This is a genomic window from Natronorubrum texcoconense (assembly GCF_900100335.1).
GTDB classification, from domain to species: Archaea; Halobacteriota; Halobacteria; order Halobacteriales; family Natrialbaceae; genus Natronorubrum; species Natronorubrum texcoconense.
Genome location: NZ_FNFE01000007.1, coordinates 24,529 through 39,378 on the forward strand (window position 1 = coordinate 24,529; position 14,850 = coordinate 39,378).

General features: G+C 61.6%; 14 protein-coding genes. 9 read left to right on the forward strand and 5 right to left on the reverse strand.

The window, feature by feature from the left end; all coding sequences use genetic code 11:
- The first annotated feature begins 22 nt into the window (after positions 1–22).
- The 9 genes from BLT08_RS18220 to BLT08_RS18260 all read left to right on the forward strand — a co-directional run bounded on the left by BLT08_RS18220 (position 23) and on the right by BLT08_RS18260 (position 9,280).
- Positions 23–604, forward strand: a complete 582-nt coding sequence (locus BLT08_RS18220; RefSeq protein ID WP_090310831.1) for a V-type ATP synthase subunit E — start codon at positions 23–25, stop codon at positions 602–604.
- Entirely contained in the window at positions 601–1,668 is a 1,068-nt protein-coding gene (locus BLT08_RS18225; RefSeq protein WP_090310833.1) for a V-type ATP synthase subunit C, read from the forward strand. Before BLT08_RS18220 ends, BLT08_RS18225 begins: the two co-directional genes overlap by 4 nt.
- Positions 1,665–1,994 carry a V-type ATP synthase subunit F gene (locus tag BLT08_RS18230; RefSeq protein ID WP_090310835.1) on the forward strand — a complete coding sequence of 110 codons (330 nt, stop codon included), beginning with the start codon at positions 1,665–1,667 and terminating at the stop codon, positions 1,992–1,994. The genes BLT08_RS18225 and BLT08_RS18230 overlap by 4 nt, the downstream gene beginning before the upstream one ends.
- Before the next feature lie 3 nt (positions 1,995–1,997).
- The gene (locus tag BLT08_RS18235) at positions 1,998–3,761 is read left to right on the forward strand and encodes an ATP synthase subunit A (protein WP_090310837.1); all 1,764 of its coding nucleotides are present in this window, start codon (positions 1,998–2,000) and stop codon (positions 3,759–3,761) included.
- A 2-nt stretch (positions 3,762–3,763) separates the two neighbouring features.
- Positions 3,764–5,182 carry an ATP synthase subunit B gene (locus BLT08_RS18240; protein WP_090310838.1) on the forward strand — a complete coding sequence of 473 codons (1,419 nt, stop codon included), beginning with the start codon at positions 3,764–3,766 and terminating at the stop codon, positions 5,180–5,182.
- Between the two features lie 136 nt (positions 5,183–5,318).
- Complete coding sequence (locus BLT08_RS18245; RefSeq protein WP_090310839.1) at positions 5,319–6,257, forward strand: DUF7382 domain-containing protein; 939 nt, start codon at positions 5,319–5,321, stop codon at positions 6,255–6,257.
- A 141-nt stretch (positions 6,258–6,398) separates the two neighbouring features.
- The gene (locus BLT08_RS18250; protein ID WP_090310842.1) at positions 6,399–8,012 is read left to right on the forward strand and encodes a long-chain-fatty-acid--CoA ligase; all 1,614 of its coding nucleotides are present in this window, start codon (positions 6,399–6,401) and stop codon (positions 8,010–8,012) included.
- A gap of 110 nt (positions 8,013–8,122) precedes the next feature.
- Positions 8,123–8,869 (forward strand): V-type ATP synthase subunit D, encoded by a 747-nt coding sequence (locus BLT08_RS18255; RefSeq protein WP_090310844.1) that lies wholly within the window; start codon positions 8,123–8,125, stop codon positions 8,867–8,869.
- 21 nt (positions 8,870–8,890) lie between these two features.
- A complete protein-coding gene (locus BLT08_RS18260) occupies positions 8,891–9,280 on the forward strand; it encodes a DUF6276 family protein (protein ID WP_090310846.1) in 390 nt (129 codons plus the stop codon).
- Positions 9,281–9,602: 322 nt separating this feature from the next.
- Here BLT08_RS18260 and BLT08_RS18265 read toward each other — a convergent pair whose 3' ends face one another.
- The 5 genes from BLT08_RS18265 to pan2 all read right to left on the reverse strand — a co-directional run bounded on the left by BLT08_RS18265 (position 9,603) and on the right by pan2 (position 14,749).
- Complete coding sequence (locus BLT08_RS18265; RefSeq protein ID WP_090310848.1) at positions 9,603–10,001, reverse strand: DUF5811 family protein; 399 nt, start codon at positions 9,999–10,001, stop codon at positions 9,603–9,605.
- Positions 10,002–10,101: 100 nt separating this feature from the next.
- Positions 10,102–11,136, reverse strand: coding sequence for an outer membrane protein assembly factor BamB family protein (locus BLT08_RS18270; RefSeq protein ID WP_175529376.1), 1,035 nt, complete (start codon positions 11,134–11,136; stop codon positions 10,102–10,104).
- A 569-nt stretch (positions 11,137–11,705) separates the two neighbouring features.
- On the reverse strand, positions 11,706–12,527 hold the full coding sequence (locus BLT08_RS22675; protein ID WP_139171332.1) for a hypothetical protein: 822 nt from the start codon (positions 12,525–12,527) through the stop codon (positions 11,706–11,708).
- Between the two features lie 121 nt (positions 12,528–12,648).
- Positions 12,649–13,128: a pyruvoyl-dependent arginine decarboxylase gene (locus BLT08_RS18275; RefSeq protein ID WP_090310853.1), complete on the reverse strand. Its 480-nt coding sequence runs from the start codon at positions 13,126–13,128 to the stop codon at positions 12,649–12,651.
- Between the two features lie 388 nt (positions 13,129–13,516).
- Positions 13,517–14,749 (reverse strand): proteasome-activating nucleotidase Pan2, encoded by a 1,233-nt coding sequence (gene pan2, locus BLT08_RS18280; protein WP_090310856.1) that lies wholly within the window; start codon positions 14,747–14,749, stop codon positions 13,517–13,519.
- Positions 14,750–14,850: the final 101 nt, after the last annotated feature.

Genomic DNA, 14,850 nt, shown 5'->3' on the forward strand with positions numbered 1-14,850 from the left:
AACAACCCCCCTTCTCTCACCAATGAGTTTGGATACAGTCGTAGAAGACATTCGAGAAGAGGCCCACGCGCGTGCGGAGGACATCCGTGCGGAGGGCGAAGCGCGCGCCGACGAGATCGAATCGGCCGCCGAGGAGGACGCCGAGGAGATCCTCAGCGATGCGGAGCAGGCTGTCGAGCGCGAGATCGAGCAGCTTCGCGAACAGCGACTCTCCAGTGCGAAACTGGAGGCGAAACAGAAGCGCCTGGAGGCCCGCCGTGACGTCCTCGGCGACGTTCGCGAGCAGGTCGAGGACGAGCTCGCCGCCCTCGAGGGAGACACTCGCGAGGAGCTGACGCGAACCCTCCTCGAGGCGGCAAGCGAGGAGTTCGACGAGGGCGACGACGTCAGCGTCTACGGTCGCGAAAGCGACGAGGAGTTGATCACGTCGATCCTCGACGACTACGACGGCTACGAGTACGCCGGTGAGCACGACTGCCTCGGTGGCGTCTTCGTCGAAAGCGACCAGTCTCGAGTCCGAGTCAACAACACGTTCGACTCGCTGCTCGAGGACGTCTGGGAAGACAACCTCCGGGAGATCAGCAACAGACTCTTCGAACAATGAGCGTAGGTGCCTCGAATCCGGAATACGTGAACGCTCGCGTTCGGTCACGCCGAGCCTCGCTGTTCGCGGACGAAGATTATCGGAAGCTGATCCGGATGGGGCCGAGCGGGATCGCACGGTTCATGGAAGAATCGGAGTACGAACGCGAGATCAACGAACTCGGCGCACGCTTTTCGGGTGTCGACCTGATCGAGTACGCGCTGAACCGGAATCTCGCGAAACACTTCCAGGACTTGCTCGACTGGTCGGACGGTCGACTGTACGACCTCATCGCTCGCTACCTCCGGAAGTTCGACGTCTGGAACCTGAAGACGATCATCCGCGGGATCTACACCGAAACCGATCCCGAGGAGATCAGGACGGACCTGATCATGGCTGGCGAACTCGATGAGGCGACGATCGATCGACTGCTCGAGGTCGACGAGATCGAGGACGCGATCGAAGTCCTCAATCGAACGATCTACTACGAGCCCCTCACGGAAGCGTACGAGGAGTTCGAAGAGACCGGTGCGCTCGTCCCCCTCGAGAACGCACTGGACCGAGAGTTCTACGAGCACCTGCTCGACGATCTCTCTCGCGGACCGATTGCCGAGCCGCAGGAGGGGCCGGAAGCGAAGTACGTCGAGTTCCTGCAGGCCGAGATCGACTTCCGGAACGCCCGGAACGCCCTGCGACTCGCTCGCAGCGGTGCCGACCTCGATCCTGCGTCCTACTACATCGAGGGCGGCGTCCTGTTCGACCAGTCGGAGCTGAGCCGACTCGTCAACGATTACGACGCGCTCGTCGATCACATCGGCGAGAACAAACGCTACGGCAAGCGACTCTCCGGAGCGATGGATCGGCTGCGGAACGCTGACAGCCTTATCCAGTTCGAGCACGCACTAGACGCTGCGCTGCTCGAGTACGCGGACACGCTCTCGAGCATCTACCCGGCCTCGATCTCGGCCGTGCTGTCGTACATCCTCGCCAAGGAGCGCGAGGTCGAGAACATCCGTGCGATCGCTCGCGGACGCGAGGTCGGACTCGAGGAGAGCGAGATCGAAGAGGAGCTGGTGATCCTATGAGTCAGGAAATCGCAGTCGTCGGCAGTCCGGAGTTCACGACCGGCTTCCGCCTCGCGGGAGTCCGTCGCTCCGAGAACGTCCCGGACGACGAGAAGGAGAGCGAACTCGACGACGCCGTCACGGACGTCCTCGAGGACGACGGCGTCGGGATCGTCGTCATGCACGACGACGATCTGGAGTTCCTCTCGCGGAACGTGCGCCAGACCGTCGAGACGAGCGTCGAGCCGGTCGTCGTCACGATCGGAAGCGGAACCGGCGGCGGCGGACTGCGCGACCAGATCAAGCGTGCGATCGGTATCGACCTGATGGACGAAGACGAACAATAAACTATGAGCCAGGCAGAAGACACCCAGACCGTCGACGAAGACGGTGTAATCGAAAGCGTGAGCGGTCCGGTCGTGACCGCCGCGGACCTCGACGCCCGGATGAACGACGTCGTCTACGTCGGTGACGAAGGGCTGATGGGCGAGGTCATCGAGATCGAAGGGAACCTGACCACGATTCAGGTGTACGAAGAAACCTCCGGCGTCGGCCCGGGCGAACCCGTCGAGAACACGGGCGAACCGCTCTCTGTCGACCTCGGACCCGGCGTGCTGGACGCCATCTACGACGGTGTCCAGCGCCCGCTCGACGTCCTCGAGGAGAAGATGGGGACGGCGTTCTTGGACCGCGGGGTCGACGCCCCCGGGATCGACTTCGAGACGGAGTGGGAGTTCACTCCGACCGTCGAGGTCGGTGACGCAGTCGAAGCCGGCGACGTCGTCGGTGAAGTGCCCGAGACCGAGAGCATCACGCACCGCGTGATGGTCCCGCCGGACTACGAGGGTGGCGAAGTGACGGCGACCGAGAGCGGAGAGTTCACGGTCGACGAAACCGTCGTCGAACTCGACTCCGGCGAGGAGATCACGATGCACCAGGAGTGGCCCGTTCGTGAGGCCCGCCCTGCAGAGACGAAGGAGACGCCGACGATCCCCCTCGTGTCGGGGCAGCGAATTCTCGACGGCCTCTTCCCGATCGCGAAAGGCGGGACGGCCGCGATTCCCGGCCCCTTCGGTTCCGGGAAGACGGTCACCCAGCACCAGCTCGCCAAGTGGGCCGACGCGGACATCGTCGTCTACGTCGGCTGTGGTGAGCGCGGGAACGAGATGACCGAGGTTATCGAGGACTTTCCCGAACTGGAGGACCCGCAGACGGGCAAGCCGCTCATGTCCCGGACGTGCCTCATCGCGAACACGTCCAACATGCCGGTCGCAGCCCGCGAGTCCTGTATCTACACGGGGATCACCATCGCGGAGTACTTCCGCGACATGGGCTACGACGTCGCGCTGATGGCCGACTCCACCTCCCGGTGGGCCGAGGCCATGCGCGAGATCTCGAGCCGACTCGAGGAGATGCCCGGCGAAGAGGGGTATCCCGCATATCTCGCCGCGTCGCTCTCGGAGTTCTACGAGCGCGCGGGCAAGTTCCAGCTGCTCAACGGCGACGAGGGATCGGTGACGGCGATCGGTGCCGTCTCGCCGCCCGGCGGGGACTTCTCCGAACCCGTCACGCAGAACACCCTGCGTATCGTCAAGACGTTCTGGGCGCTGGACGCCGACCTCGCGGAGCGTCGGCACTTCCCCTCGATCAACTGGAACGAGTCGTACTCGCTGTATCGACAGCAGCTCGACCCCTGGTTCCGAGAGAACGTCGCCGAAGACTGGCCGGAGGTTCGCCAGTGGGCGGTCGACGTGCTCGACGAGGAGGCCGAACTGCAGGAGATCGTTCAGCTCGTCGGCAAGGACGCCCTGCCGGAAGACCAGCAGCTGACCCTCGAGGTCGCACGCTACCTGCGTGAAGCCTGGCTCCAGCAGAACGCGTTCCACGACGTCGACACCTACTGCGACCCGAAGAAGACCTACCGGATGCTCGGCGCGATCCGAACGTTCAACGACGAGGCTTTCGAGGCGCTCGACGCTGGCGTTCCGGCCGAGGAGATTCAGGACGCCGACGCCCTCCCACGGCTCAACCGGATGGCGACGGCGGAGGAGTGGAACGAGTACATCGACGAACTCGAATCCGAGATCGAATCGCAGATCAGAGCACTGTACTAACGATGAAAGAGTACCAAACAATCACGGAAATCAGCGGCCCGCTGGTGTTCGCCGAGGTCGACGAACCCGTCGGTTACGACGAGATCGTCGAGATCGAAACCGACGACGGCCGAACGCTGCGCGGACAGGTGCTGGAATCGAGCGAGGGCGTCGTCTCGATCCAGGTGTTCGAGGGAACGGGCGGTATCGACCGCAACGCTTCCGTCCGATTCCTGGGCGAGACGATGAAGATGCCCGTCACCGAGGATCTCCTCGGACGGGTGCTCGACGGCTCCGGCAACCCGATCGACGGCGGTCCGGAGATCGTCCCCGACGACCGCATCGATATCGTCGGCAAGGCGATCAACCCCTACTCCCGCGAGTACCCAGAGGAGTTCATCCAGACCGGCGTCTCCGGTATCGACGGCATGAACACGCTCGTTCGTGGCCAGAAGCTCCCGATCTTCTCGGGCTCCGGACTGCCCCACAACGACCTCGCGCTCCAGATCGCCCGCCAGGCGTCGGTGCCCGAGGAAGAGGAAGGCGACGACGAAGAGGGGTCGGAGTTCGCAGTCATCTTCGGTGCGATGGGAATTACCGCCGAGGAAGCAAACGAGTTCATGGACGACTTCGAGCGCACCGGCGCACTCGAGCGCTCGGTCGTCTTCATGAACCTCGCGGACGACCCCGCAGTCGAGCGGACGGTCACGCCGCGACTCGCCCTGACGACGGCGGAGTACCTCGCCTTCGAGAAGGGCTACCACGTACTGGTCATCCTCACCGACATCACGAACTACTGTGAGGCGCTTCGTGAGATCGGTGCCGCACGCGAGGAGGTTCCGGGTCGGCGTGGCTACCCCGGATACATGTACACCGACCTGGCACAGCTCTACGAGCGCGCCGGTCGAATCGAGGGCAAGGAGGGGTCGGTCACGCAGATTCCCATCCTGACGATGCCCGGCGACGACGACACACACCCGATTCCGGACCTGACCGGTTACATTACGGAAGGCCAGATCGTGATGGATCGGGACCTGAACAGCCAGGGGATCGAGCCACCGATCAACGTCCTGCCATCGCTCTCGCGGCTGATGGACGACGGGATCGGCGAGGGGCTGACCCGCGGCGACCACGCCGACGTCTCCGACCAGATGTACGCCGCCTACGCGGAGGGTGAGGACCTGCGCGACCTCGTGAACATCGTCGGTCGCGAGGCGCTCTCCGAACTGGACAACAAGTATCTCGACTTCGCCGACCGATTCGAGGAGGAGTTCATCCAGCAGGGGTACGACAACAACCGCTCGATCGACGACACGATCGAACTCGGCTGGGACCTTCTGTCGGAGCTCCCGAAGGAGTCCCTCAACCGGATCGACGAGGACCTCATCGCGGAGCACTACCGCGAAGACGAAACGGAAGCCGCCGAAGTCTCGGCCGACTGATCGGCGCGGTTTCGTTATTCCATTTCTCCCGGTTCGCTCTCACCGAAAGTCGATCGGCCAGCTCGAGCGGCGCCCGAACGCTGACGGGCTGGAAGTAATGACAATAGTTATTTCATTCCATTCAACATGATTGCGTATGGACGATCGCATTTCGCGGCGACGGCTGCTCTCCACAGCGGCGGCCGGCAGTCTGACGGTCGGCGTCGCCGGCTGTCTCGACGGGTTCGGTAGCGAGTCGAGCGACGATGACGACGCGACAACCGACGCCGGGAGCGGGCCCGAAAACGGTGACGACGATCCCGCCGACGAAGACGAGTCGTACGCAACCGCCTGCGAGGCTGGCACCGGGTTCCTCGAGACGACCTTCGAAGGAGAGTTCGAGGCGGCCGGGGAGTACTACCCCCACGAGTATCTCGAAGAGTACGACCGGGAGTTTTTCGTCGACTACCTCGAAGGTCGATTTGCCCACGCCGTCGACAACTACGATCTCACGGCTGCGAACTGTGCCGAGTCGACGGACGACCACGACGTGATCGAGGCGGCCCGCGACGAACTAGACGTCGAGGTGACAGCGGGCGAGTGGCTCACCTACGAACTCGACCTCGAGACCGATGGGGAGACGGCATCGGAGTTGATGGACGTTCTCGCCCTCGAAATAGAGGGGACGTGGTACGCCGGCGTCGTCGACGTATCCGGTCAGGACACCGAAGTGACGGTCGAAATCGCCGAGGATGATCAGCTGATCGACGCGGACGCAGACGGGAAAGCCGCGGAAGTCGTCGTTTCGGTTATCGACGAGGACGGGGAGATTGTGCCGGGCGCGACGGTGATCGCTACCGATGGATCGGCACTACTCGAGGACGTTCTCCGCGCCGAGACCGGTGCCGTCCCCGATGACCTCGAGGGTGCCTACGACGACCTCGAAGATCACCAGGCTGTGCTGAATTTCGACGGTCGGCAGTCGCTTCGCGACGACCAGGATATGGGTACGATCGAACTGGACATCGTTCCGCCGTCCGATACTAATTATATCGACGAGCAGCCGAACCCTGACATTCGCGTCGTCAGAAACTGACCTCGAGTCCGGAGACAGTCGGGTCGGCTCCACGCGTTCGATATCCGTGATTCGTCACACGCTCGAGACGGAGGGCGCCGAACTGCGAGCGACCGAAACTTCTGTACGTCTCGTCGGTGAAGGACCGAATGTGTGGTACTAATGCACAAGCCACTGCTCACAACGGACTTTCTCGACCGGGCGCGGACGCACTACGGCGACGACGAGGCCGTGGTCGCCACGACGGGTGACCGGTTCACCTACGGCGAACTGGGGGAGCGCGCCGATCGGTTCTCGGCGGCGCTACAGGAACGCGGTATCGAGAAGGGTGATCGGGTCGCCGTCTTGGATCCGAACACGCACTACCACCTCGAGGCCGCCTACGGGATCATGCAACTCGGCGCGGTCCACACGCCGCTGAACTATCGGTTGACGCCGAACGATTTCGAGTACATCCTCAACGATGCGGGCGTCGACGCAATTTACGCGGACTACGACTACGCCGAGAACATCGAGGCGGTCCGCGAGTCGGTGCCGACGGAGACGTTCATCACGAACGACGCGGACGCGGTAGACGGTGAATGGGAATCGTTCGACGAGATGCTCGAAGCGGCCGGAACGGAGTACGACCGCCCCGAGATGAGCGAGGACGAGATCATCACGATCAACTACACCTCGGGGACGACGGGCGATCCGAAGGGCGTCTGTCGAACCCACCGCTGTGAGACGATTCACGCCTATCTGATCACCGCCCATCAGGAGCTCCGAGACGACGACGTCTACCTCTGGACGCTGCCGATGTTCCACGCCAACGGCTGGGGACACATCTTCGCGGTGACCGGGATCGGCGCGAAACACGTCTGTACCCGCGGCGTCGACGCCGCGGACATCTTCGAAGCGGTCCGTAGCGAGGACGTCTCCTACATGTGCGGCGCGCCGACGGTGTTGAACATGCTGACCAGTCACTACGCAGAGCACGAACCCGAGACGACGGGCGACGCCGACGTTCGGCTGGCCACCGCCGGCAGCGCGCCGCCGGAGGCGACGATCCGAACCGTCGAAGAGGAGTTCGGCTGGTACATGAAACACGTCTACGGTGCGACCGAGACCGGCCCGCTGATCACCACCTCGGACGCGCGACGGCACTTCGACGACGACAGCGACGACCGGTTCCGGATCAAGAAACGGCAGGGCCTCGCCTATCTGGGGACCGAGGTCCGTGTCGTCGACGAGGACGGGAACGACGTCCCCCGCGACGACGAGACGATCGGCGAGATCGTCGTTCGGGGCAACCAGATCATGGAGAAGTACTGGAACAAGCCCGAAGAGACCGAGGAAGCGTTCAACGACCGGATCGAGGGCTACTACCACATGGGCGACCTCGCGACCGTCGACGAGAACGGGATGGTCTCGATCCAGGACCGCAAGAAGGACATCATCATCTCCGGCGGCGAAAACATCTCGAGCATCGAACTCGAGGACACGCTGTTCGACCACCCCGAAATATCTGACGTGGCGGTCATCCCGGCCCCCAGCGACCAGTGGGGCGAGACGCCGAAGGCGTTCGTCGTGCCCGAGGGCGGCGATCCGGACGACCCCGGCGTGACTGTCGACGAACTCGTCGACTTTACGCGAGACAACCTCGCGGGGTACAAGGTGGTTCGGGAGATCGAGTTCGTTGAGGAGCTGCCGACGACGGCAACCGGGAAGGTTCAGAAGTACGAACTTCGTCAGGAGGAGTGGGAGGACGAAGACCGCATGGTCGGACAGGGGTGAGCGTGACTCCGATCGAGGGCGAGTCCACGCGCTCGAGGGCCGTCCCACGGCCGCAGCGGCCAGGGAAACTGTAAACAGTTATCCGACTGGGGGCGCAATCCTCCCACAAGATGGCCAAGGACGTCAAGCCCACCCGCAAGAACCTGATGGAGATCGAGGATCGCATCGAACTCTCCGAGCGGGGGCACGGGACGCTCGAGAAGAAACGGGACGGGCTGATCATGGAGTTCATGGACATCCTGGACAAGGCCCAGGACGTCCGCGGCGACCTCGCACAGGACTACGAGGACGCTCAGAAGAAGATCAACATGGCGCGAGCCATGGAGGGCGACGTCGCGGTTCGCGGGGCCGCCGCCGCGCTGCAGGAACACCCCGAGATCACCACCGAGTCGAAGAACATCATGGGCGTCGTCGTTCCGCAGATCGAGTCCTCGCGCGTCTCGAAGAGCCTCGATCAGCGTGGCTACGGGATCATGGGCACCTCCGCCCGCATCGACGAGGCCGCCGAGGCCTACGAGGACCTGCTCGAGAGCATCATCCTCGCCGCCGAGGTCGAGACCGCGATGAAGAAGATGCTCCGCGAAATCGAGACGACGAAACGGCGCGTCAACGCCCTCGAGTTCAAACTCCTGCCCGACCTCTACGACAACCAAGAGTACATCGAGCAGAAACTCGAGGAGCAAGAACGCGAGGAGACCTTCCGCCTGAAGAAGATCAAGGAGAAGAAAGAACAGCAGGAGAAAGAAGAGCGTCAGGCCGAAGCGGAGGACGAAGCGGCCCCCGACGTTGGAGACGAGAGCACGGCCGAACCCGATATGGAGCAGTCGACTGCGGGCGGCGTTCCGGGCGGCGACTGATCGGCTCCGACCAGTTCTCTTATGACTTGTTCAGTCTGTGATTCCCCGACGGTCGCGTTTGCGATTCCCGAACCGTACCGCGAGTACGCACCGGAACGGTCGTCGGCCGCGGCGTGTTGTACGCGCTGCCTCACCGTCGAACCGGCGGAGGGCGAGGGCAAGGATCCCGATTTCACACGCGTGAGCGACGCGTTTCCGACGGGCGAGGCGGCGGTTCCGCTCGCGCTCGCGCTGGGCCTGTGTTCGTCGCTCGCGACTAATCGGGCAGCGATCGAAGACCTCTTCGAGGCGGTCGAACGCGCGGGAACGGATCCGCTGCTGGTGCTCGATCGGCTCGTCGACGATCCCGAACTCGAGCCGGAAATCGATCTCGAGCGCCGACGGCACCAACTCGAGCAGTTATTGTACTGACTGCATCGCTACGCACGGTCGACGGTCTCCGAAAGAGGATCATAGAGTATCCGTTCAGTAGAGGTAGAGACGTTTCTGTTCGGACTGACCTAACCACGTGCAGCGGCGCACGCTGTCGGTCGACCGAACGAGCGTGAGGTCGGGCGACGAAAACGTGCGAGGGATGAGCGAGCGACCGTGGAGCGAGCGAATCGGTTGGGGAGGACGTGGAAATCATTGCTGCCAGCGGCACGATACACTCGCCCTCACCAAATCATCATCAAAACAGCCCTGTTCACTACGCTCGCATGGTGAACGTACCCGAAACGCAACAGAGCCGCAACTACTTTCCGGTCGGCGTCACGTTGTTGCTGACCGCCTGTTTCACCTGTAGGGCCGCGCTGGCGGCCAACCCCCGAGCCACCTCGCTGCGCTCGTCGGCGGTGATGACCTCCTCGCCGGCTGCGACGTCCTCGAGGTCCGGCGTAAATCCGGCGCTGACCGCGTGACCCACCGGCGGCCGAACGGCGACGGTGACCTGAGGACCGGTCATCCCGCTCGAGACGTCGGAGTCGACGACGTACTCGCTGGGGAGGAACTCGCGAGTGCGGGCGGCGATTCGCGAGACGTCGCGGTGAAGCAGTCGTTTCTGATCCCTCGAGAGGTCCGGAACGTCCGCCGCGGCACGCTGACCAGCACCCGTCTCTCCCGGCAGCCCTGCGTACGGCGTATTTCCGTTCATAAGATGTGTGTGCCGGTCACAATGCGCTGCCGGGTCAAAAGGATTCGCCTTCGGACAATCCGAGCACGATACGCGTACGCATCCAACATCCTTCGATCACTCATTCCAGTTCGAAGGCGCGGATCGAATCACCACCACTCTGGAGAAACGCGACGTCTCCGGCGACGGCTGGCGGCGACGTGACGGTTCCGACATCCCAACGGGATTCGGCGTCGATGGACTCCGTATCGGCATCGAGAACGTGGACGTGCTCGTCGAATCCAAGTACGTAGAGCCAGTTGTTCGTCGCGTTGATCTCGTAGTTGAAAAGCTCGCCGTTCCAGCCGTCACCGTCCGTATCGGTGTCCCACGTCCAGACGGCATCGCCGTCGACGGTGACTGCGTGGACGACGCCGTCGCGGTCGAGGACGTGGACGCGGTCGTTGACGGTGGTCGGATTGGAGACGATCGCCTCGCTCTCCGTGTCGTACTGCCAGCGGGCGTCGCCAGTGGCTCGATCCAGCGCGACGAGTGTCCCGTCGCGAGTGGAGAACAGCACGAGGTCCGCGTGCTGAGCGTGTGCAACCGGCCCTCGATCGAGGCTTCGTTCCCAGAGACCGTCGCCACCGTGGTCGACGAACTCGACGGATCCGCCGTTCGAAATCCCTGAAATACCGTCTTCGCTGACGGCGAGCTGGGCGGTCGATCCCGCGAGTTCGTACTCCCAGCGGACGTCGCCGGATTCCGCGTCGAATCGGACGAGTCTCCCCGTGCGGGTTTCGACGACGTACACCGAATCGTCGTACAGCTTCGGTGCGGTCAGGGCACCGATATCGGCGGCCCACCGTCTCTCACCGGTTTCGCTATCGCGGGCGACGAACGGCGTCTCAGTAGCGATCGCGTGATTGTACACGTGCTGCTCGTCGATCGCGATGGGATAGAACGCGTTCCCGTCGGGTACCGACCACAGTTCCGTACCGGTTTGGAGGTCCACCCCGACGAGTTCTCGCTCGCGATCGACGTAGAACAACCGGTCTTCTGTGAATACCGGCTCCGTGTAGACACCGATATCGGAGTGCGACCAGACGAGATCGACCGGCGCTGCGCTGCTCTCCGTCTCTACGTGCCCCGAGTTCCGTCGATCGACACGCCCCATTCGCCACTCGTGGTCGAGAGCGTCGAGTGATTCTGAGAGTTCATTACTAGGGAGGGAAATAGAATGATCGTTACTTGTGAGAGTGCAACCAGCAAAACTTATCGTCCCAATAGTAGTAATAAGACTGCGGCGTGATATTGATTCTTCCATAAAATAATTCTGTGCTCGTTTGCTAAAAAACTAAGGGTAAGAATAGAAGGGGCTTAGTCAGCCCTGATATAGGATATCATATCGGCTGTCGCTATCGCTGTACCGCCAGAAGCATGCACCGCCAGTACAGAGGCGATCTCGGAATTGGACCTGTTGTCTGGTCATAACAACTCTCCTGTTAACGTTTGGTGAATCATCTAAAGTAGCTATAGACGATGAGCGGAAATTGTCTGTATCTGATCTTCCACTATTGAATTCATAATGAAGATCAAAGTTAGTCTGGTCCGAATTATCGGACCTTGATACGTCAGGGGTATCGAAACTGAATCCGATAGTAGGTGCCCCATATGTGAATTCAAGGTAAGTATCTACACTACCAGAATTAGGACCAGACGGTTCATGGTCCCTACGAGTGCCATTCAGGTCCGAGCTTTCATCCATTCGTGACGGATTCCTAACTCATCGTTTTGCCAGTCGTCTACACAGCCTTCGTTTGTACCTGGAATGATCGATTGAGTAGTCCCTATCGCCCATCGATCGTTATGGTCACCTGTTCCTCTCATTACCTCATGCTCTGTGTTTACGAATCCAATTGGACAATCACCGAAATCGTCTTGAACATATCGTCGATGATCCAAATTATCAGTGTCGAAACCACTACTCTGGGTAGAGAAGGTGTCTCTTTCACTGCTCTTTGTTGCAGTCATACCGCTACTGTTTTCCAGAAAGTCTTTTGTGCTATTACGTCTCTCACTAACGTCCGAGCGCGGTAGTTCAATTTCACTAGCAGGGACCTCACTCAATATTTCCTCTTGAGAGAGTTCTGTATTGTATTCAGCCACTTCTGTGTCTTCAATAGGTTCGTACCTGAGATCTTCTCTTGGAGAGAATGAATCAGATAATGCGTAACCGAAATGAGAATGCATAACACCGTCATTGTCAATATAATGTGCGTATGATACGATATCATGCATGTCTGCTTTGGACGGAACGGCTAAGAGTTTGTCATCAACCAAATCATCATCGTTGATTCGATTGAACTCATCTGCTTGGAGGTCAGATATTGCATCAGCACAAATTGGGCTGGCTCTTGTACCTTCTCGATAAACTTTGCCTGTTCCTGTATCTGGTCGATTACTGGGAGTTCCCTTAACGGGAGTGGATAGCATTAGAACACTACCCGCTGTGATTGCTGAAAGTGCTTTTCTACGAGACATTCGATGACTATTATTACTAGCCATACGACATTCTATATGGCCGAGTATAAATAAGTTCACATCGAAGTCATAATTTGAATGAATGTTCCACTGTATTATTGGCTATGTCAGGTTAACGGAAAAGAATATAAGACCACCCGTTCGCTCAACAGATCGGCTCGCTCTCGCCGTACACCGCAAGAACGAGCGCCGTCGTGTGCACGCCCGACTCGGCTTGCGTGCTCTCGACGGCGACCCGCGGTTCGGTGAACTCCCAATCACGAAGCTCCTGGCCCGCGGCCAGCCCTTCGCGAACGCGTCGTTCGACGTCCTCGCGGTCCGTCTCTCCGGACGTCTCGTAGAACAGCCCCGGCCCGTCGTCGACCGACTGGGACCACGCGAGCGCCGCGCTGGCTCGGCCGGGGCCGGCGACGGTGGCTCGAGCCTCGACGACGGTCAGCCGTTCGCCGGCGGGACCGAGATCGGGTGCGGTGCCGACGGCTTCGACGTTCACGTCCGCGGGAATCACGGAGGAGACCGAGACGAGGTTGTAGTTCTCGACGCCGGCGTCCGCGAGCGCGGCGTCGTAGGACGACATCGCCGTGGGGCCGGACGCGGTCCCCCAGACGACTCGAATCGTGCTCATACTCGCGTTCGGGGACCGAGGGCGTAAGGCGTTGCGGTTCCGAGGCCGAACCCGCCGAGCGGCGCGTCGTCTCGCGACTCTCCTCGCTGAAATCTACCGGCGAACGAGTGCGGCGCTACCCGCGACGACGAACGCGGCTATTCCGGCGGCGAGCCCGTACCGAGCCGCTTCCGGGGGTGACTGACCGGCGATCAGGATCGAGCTGACCGCCCAACTCGAGCCGATGACACCCGCGAGAACGAGACCGTGAACGAACGGGTGAGCCTCGAGCCACTGTCCGACCTATCGGTACCGACGAAACGCGGATTCGAGGCTCATACGTCGCTGTACGCACCGATAGTATCACACGTCTAATAAGTCGGTCGAAGCAAATCGGGGAAGAAACCGCTTACTGGTAGAAGTAACCCGCCGACGAGATGACCTCGCTCGAGTCGTCTTTCTCGATCTTCTCTAAGGCCTCGACGAAGTCCTGGTGGTGGACCTGCTCGCGGTCGTTACGGATCGCGAACATGCCGGCTTCGGTGGTGAGACTCTCGATCTCGGCACCGGAGTAGCCGTCGGTGTCGTCGGCCAAGTCGGCGAAGTCGACCCCGTCCGCGACGTTCATGTTCCGGGTGTGGATCTCGAGGATCTGCTCGCGGCCGTCGCGGTCGGCCTCGGGGACTTCGATGAGTCGGTCGAAGCGACCGGGGCGGAGGATGGCGCGGTCGAGCATGTCGAAGCGGTTCGTCGCGGCGATGATGCGGATCTCGCCGCGGGCCTCGAAGCCGTCCATCTCGGAGAGCAACTGCATCATCGTTCGCTGGACCTCGGCGTCGCCGGAGGTCTTCGACTCCGTGCGAGTCGTGGCGATGGCGTCGATCTCGTCGATGAAGATTATTGCCGGCTCGCGCTCGCGGGCCATCTCGAAGAGGTCGCGGACGAGTCGGGAGCCCTCGCCGATGAACTTCCGGACGAGCTCCGAGCCGGCCATCTTGATGAAGGTGGCGTCGGTCTCGTTGGCGACGGCTTTGGCGAGCATCGTCTTGCCGGTCCCGGGCGGGCCGTAGAGCAGGACGCCGCTCGGCGGCTCGATCCCGACCTCGTGGAACAGTTCGGGTTCGGCCAGCGGCTGTTCGACGGCCTCGCGGACCTCGCGAACCTGCTCGTCGATCCCGCCGATGTCTGCGTAGGTTACTTCCGGCTTCTCCGTGATCTCCATCGACTGGGCGCGCGCGTCGGTCTCGGCGTTGAGCACCGTCTGGATCGCAAAGGAGTCGTTGACCGCGACGCGGTCGCCGGGATCGACCTCCTCGACGATGCGCGGGGAGACGTCCGTGAGCACCTCCTGGTTGTTGCCGTGCTGTTTGACGATCACTTCGTCGTTCTCGAGGACGTCCTCGACGGTGGCGATGTACAGCGAGGAGCTCTTGAGCGTCTCGTTCTCGCGCTCGACGCGCTCGACGCGGTCGCGCAGGTCTTGGCGACGCTGTTCGGCCTCCTCGAGCTGCTCGGTGAGCTGTTCGTTTACCTCCGCGAGATCCGCAAAGTGCCCGCGGAGCGCCTCGAGCCGCTCATCGTCGGGGAGATCGGGATCGATATCGCGGTGAGGTCGGTCTGGGATAGACGGGCTTCGAGACATCCTGACGTACGCTGGTAAGTCCCCGATGATAAATGTGCCTTTGGGTCCCGGACGGTTTTCGAATCAGAGTACGGCGCGGCGGAACCCTCGATATACGGGGA

Bases quoted from the DNA above. Each gene is read 5' to 3' on its own strand.
- BLT08_RS18225 (WP_090310833.1), top strand. From the start codon at position 601: ATGAGCGTAGGTGCCTCGAATCCGGAATACGTGAACGCTCGCGTTCGG.
- BLT08_RS18245 (WP_090310839.1), top strand. From the start codon at position 5,319: ATGGACGATCGCATTTCGCGGCGACGGCTGCTCTCCACAGCGGCGGCC.
- BLT08_RS18275 (WP_090310853.1), bottom strand. From the start codon at position 13,128: ATGAGCACGATTCGAGTCGTCTGGGGGACCGCGTCCGGCCCCACGGCG.
- BLT08_RS18260 (WP_090310846.1), top strand. From the start codon at position 8,891: ATGACTTGTTCAGTCTGTGATTCCCCGACGGTCGCGTTTGCGATTCCC.
- pan2 (WP_090310856.1), bottom strand. From the start codon at position 14,749: ATGTCTCGAAGCCCGTCTATCCCAGACCGACCTCACCGCGATATCGAT.
- BLT08_RS22675 (WP_139171332.1), bottom strand. From the start codon at position 12,527: ATGGCTAGTAATAATAGTCATCGAATGTCTCGTAGAAAAGCACTTTCA.
- BLT08_RS18255 (WP_090310844.1), top strand. From the start codon at position 8,123: ATGGCCAAGGACGTCAAGCCCACCCGCAAGAACCTGATGGAGATCGAG.
- BLT08_RS18250 (WP_090310842.1), top strand. From the start codon at position 6,399: ATGCACAAGCCACTGCTCACAACGGACTTTCTCGACCGGGCGCGGACG.
- BLT08_RS18240 (WP_090310838.1), top strand. From the start codon at position 3,764: ATGAAAGAGTACCAAACAATCACGGAAATCAGCGGCCCGCTGGTGTTC.
- BLT08_RS18235 (WP_090310837.1), top strand. From the start codon at position 1,998: ATGAGCCAGGCAGAAGACACCCAGACCGTCGACGAAGACGGTGTAATC.
- BLT08_RS18220 (WP_090310831.1), top strand. From the start codon at position 23: ATGAGTTTGGATACAGTCGTAGAAGACATTCGAGAAGAGGCCCACGCG.
- BLT08_RS18265 (WP_090310848.1), bottom strand. From the start codon at position 10,001: ATGAACGGAAATACGCCGTACGCAGGGCTGCCGGGAGAGACGGGTGCT.
- BLT08_RS18270 (WP_175529376.1), bottom strand. From the start codon at position 11,136: ATGGGGCGTGTCGATCGACGGAACTCGGGGCACGTAGAGACGGAGAGC.
- BLT08_RS18230 (WP_090310835.1), top strand. From the start codon at position 1,665: ATGAGTCAGGAAATCGCAGTCGTCGGCAGTCCGGAGTTCACGACCGGC.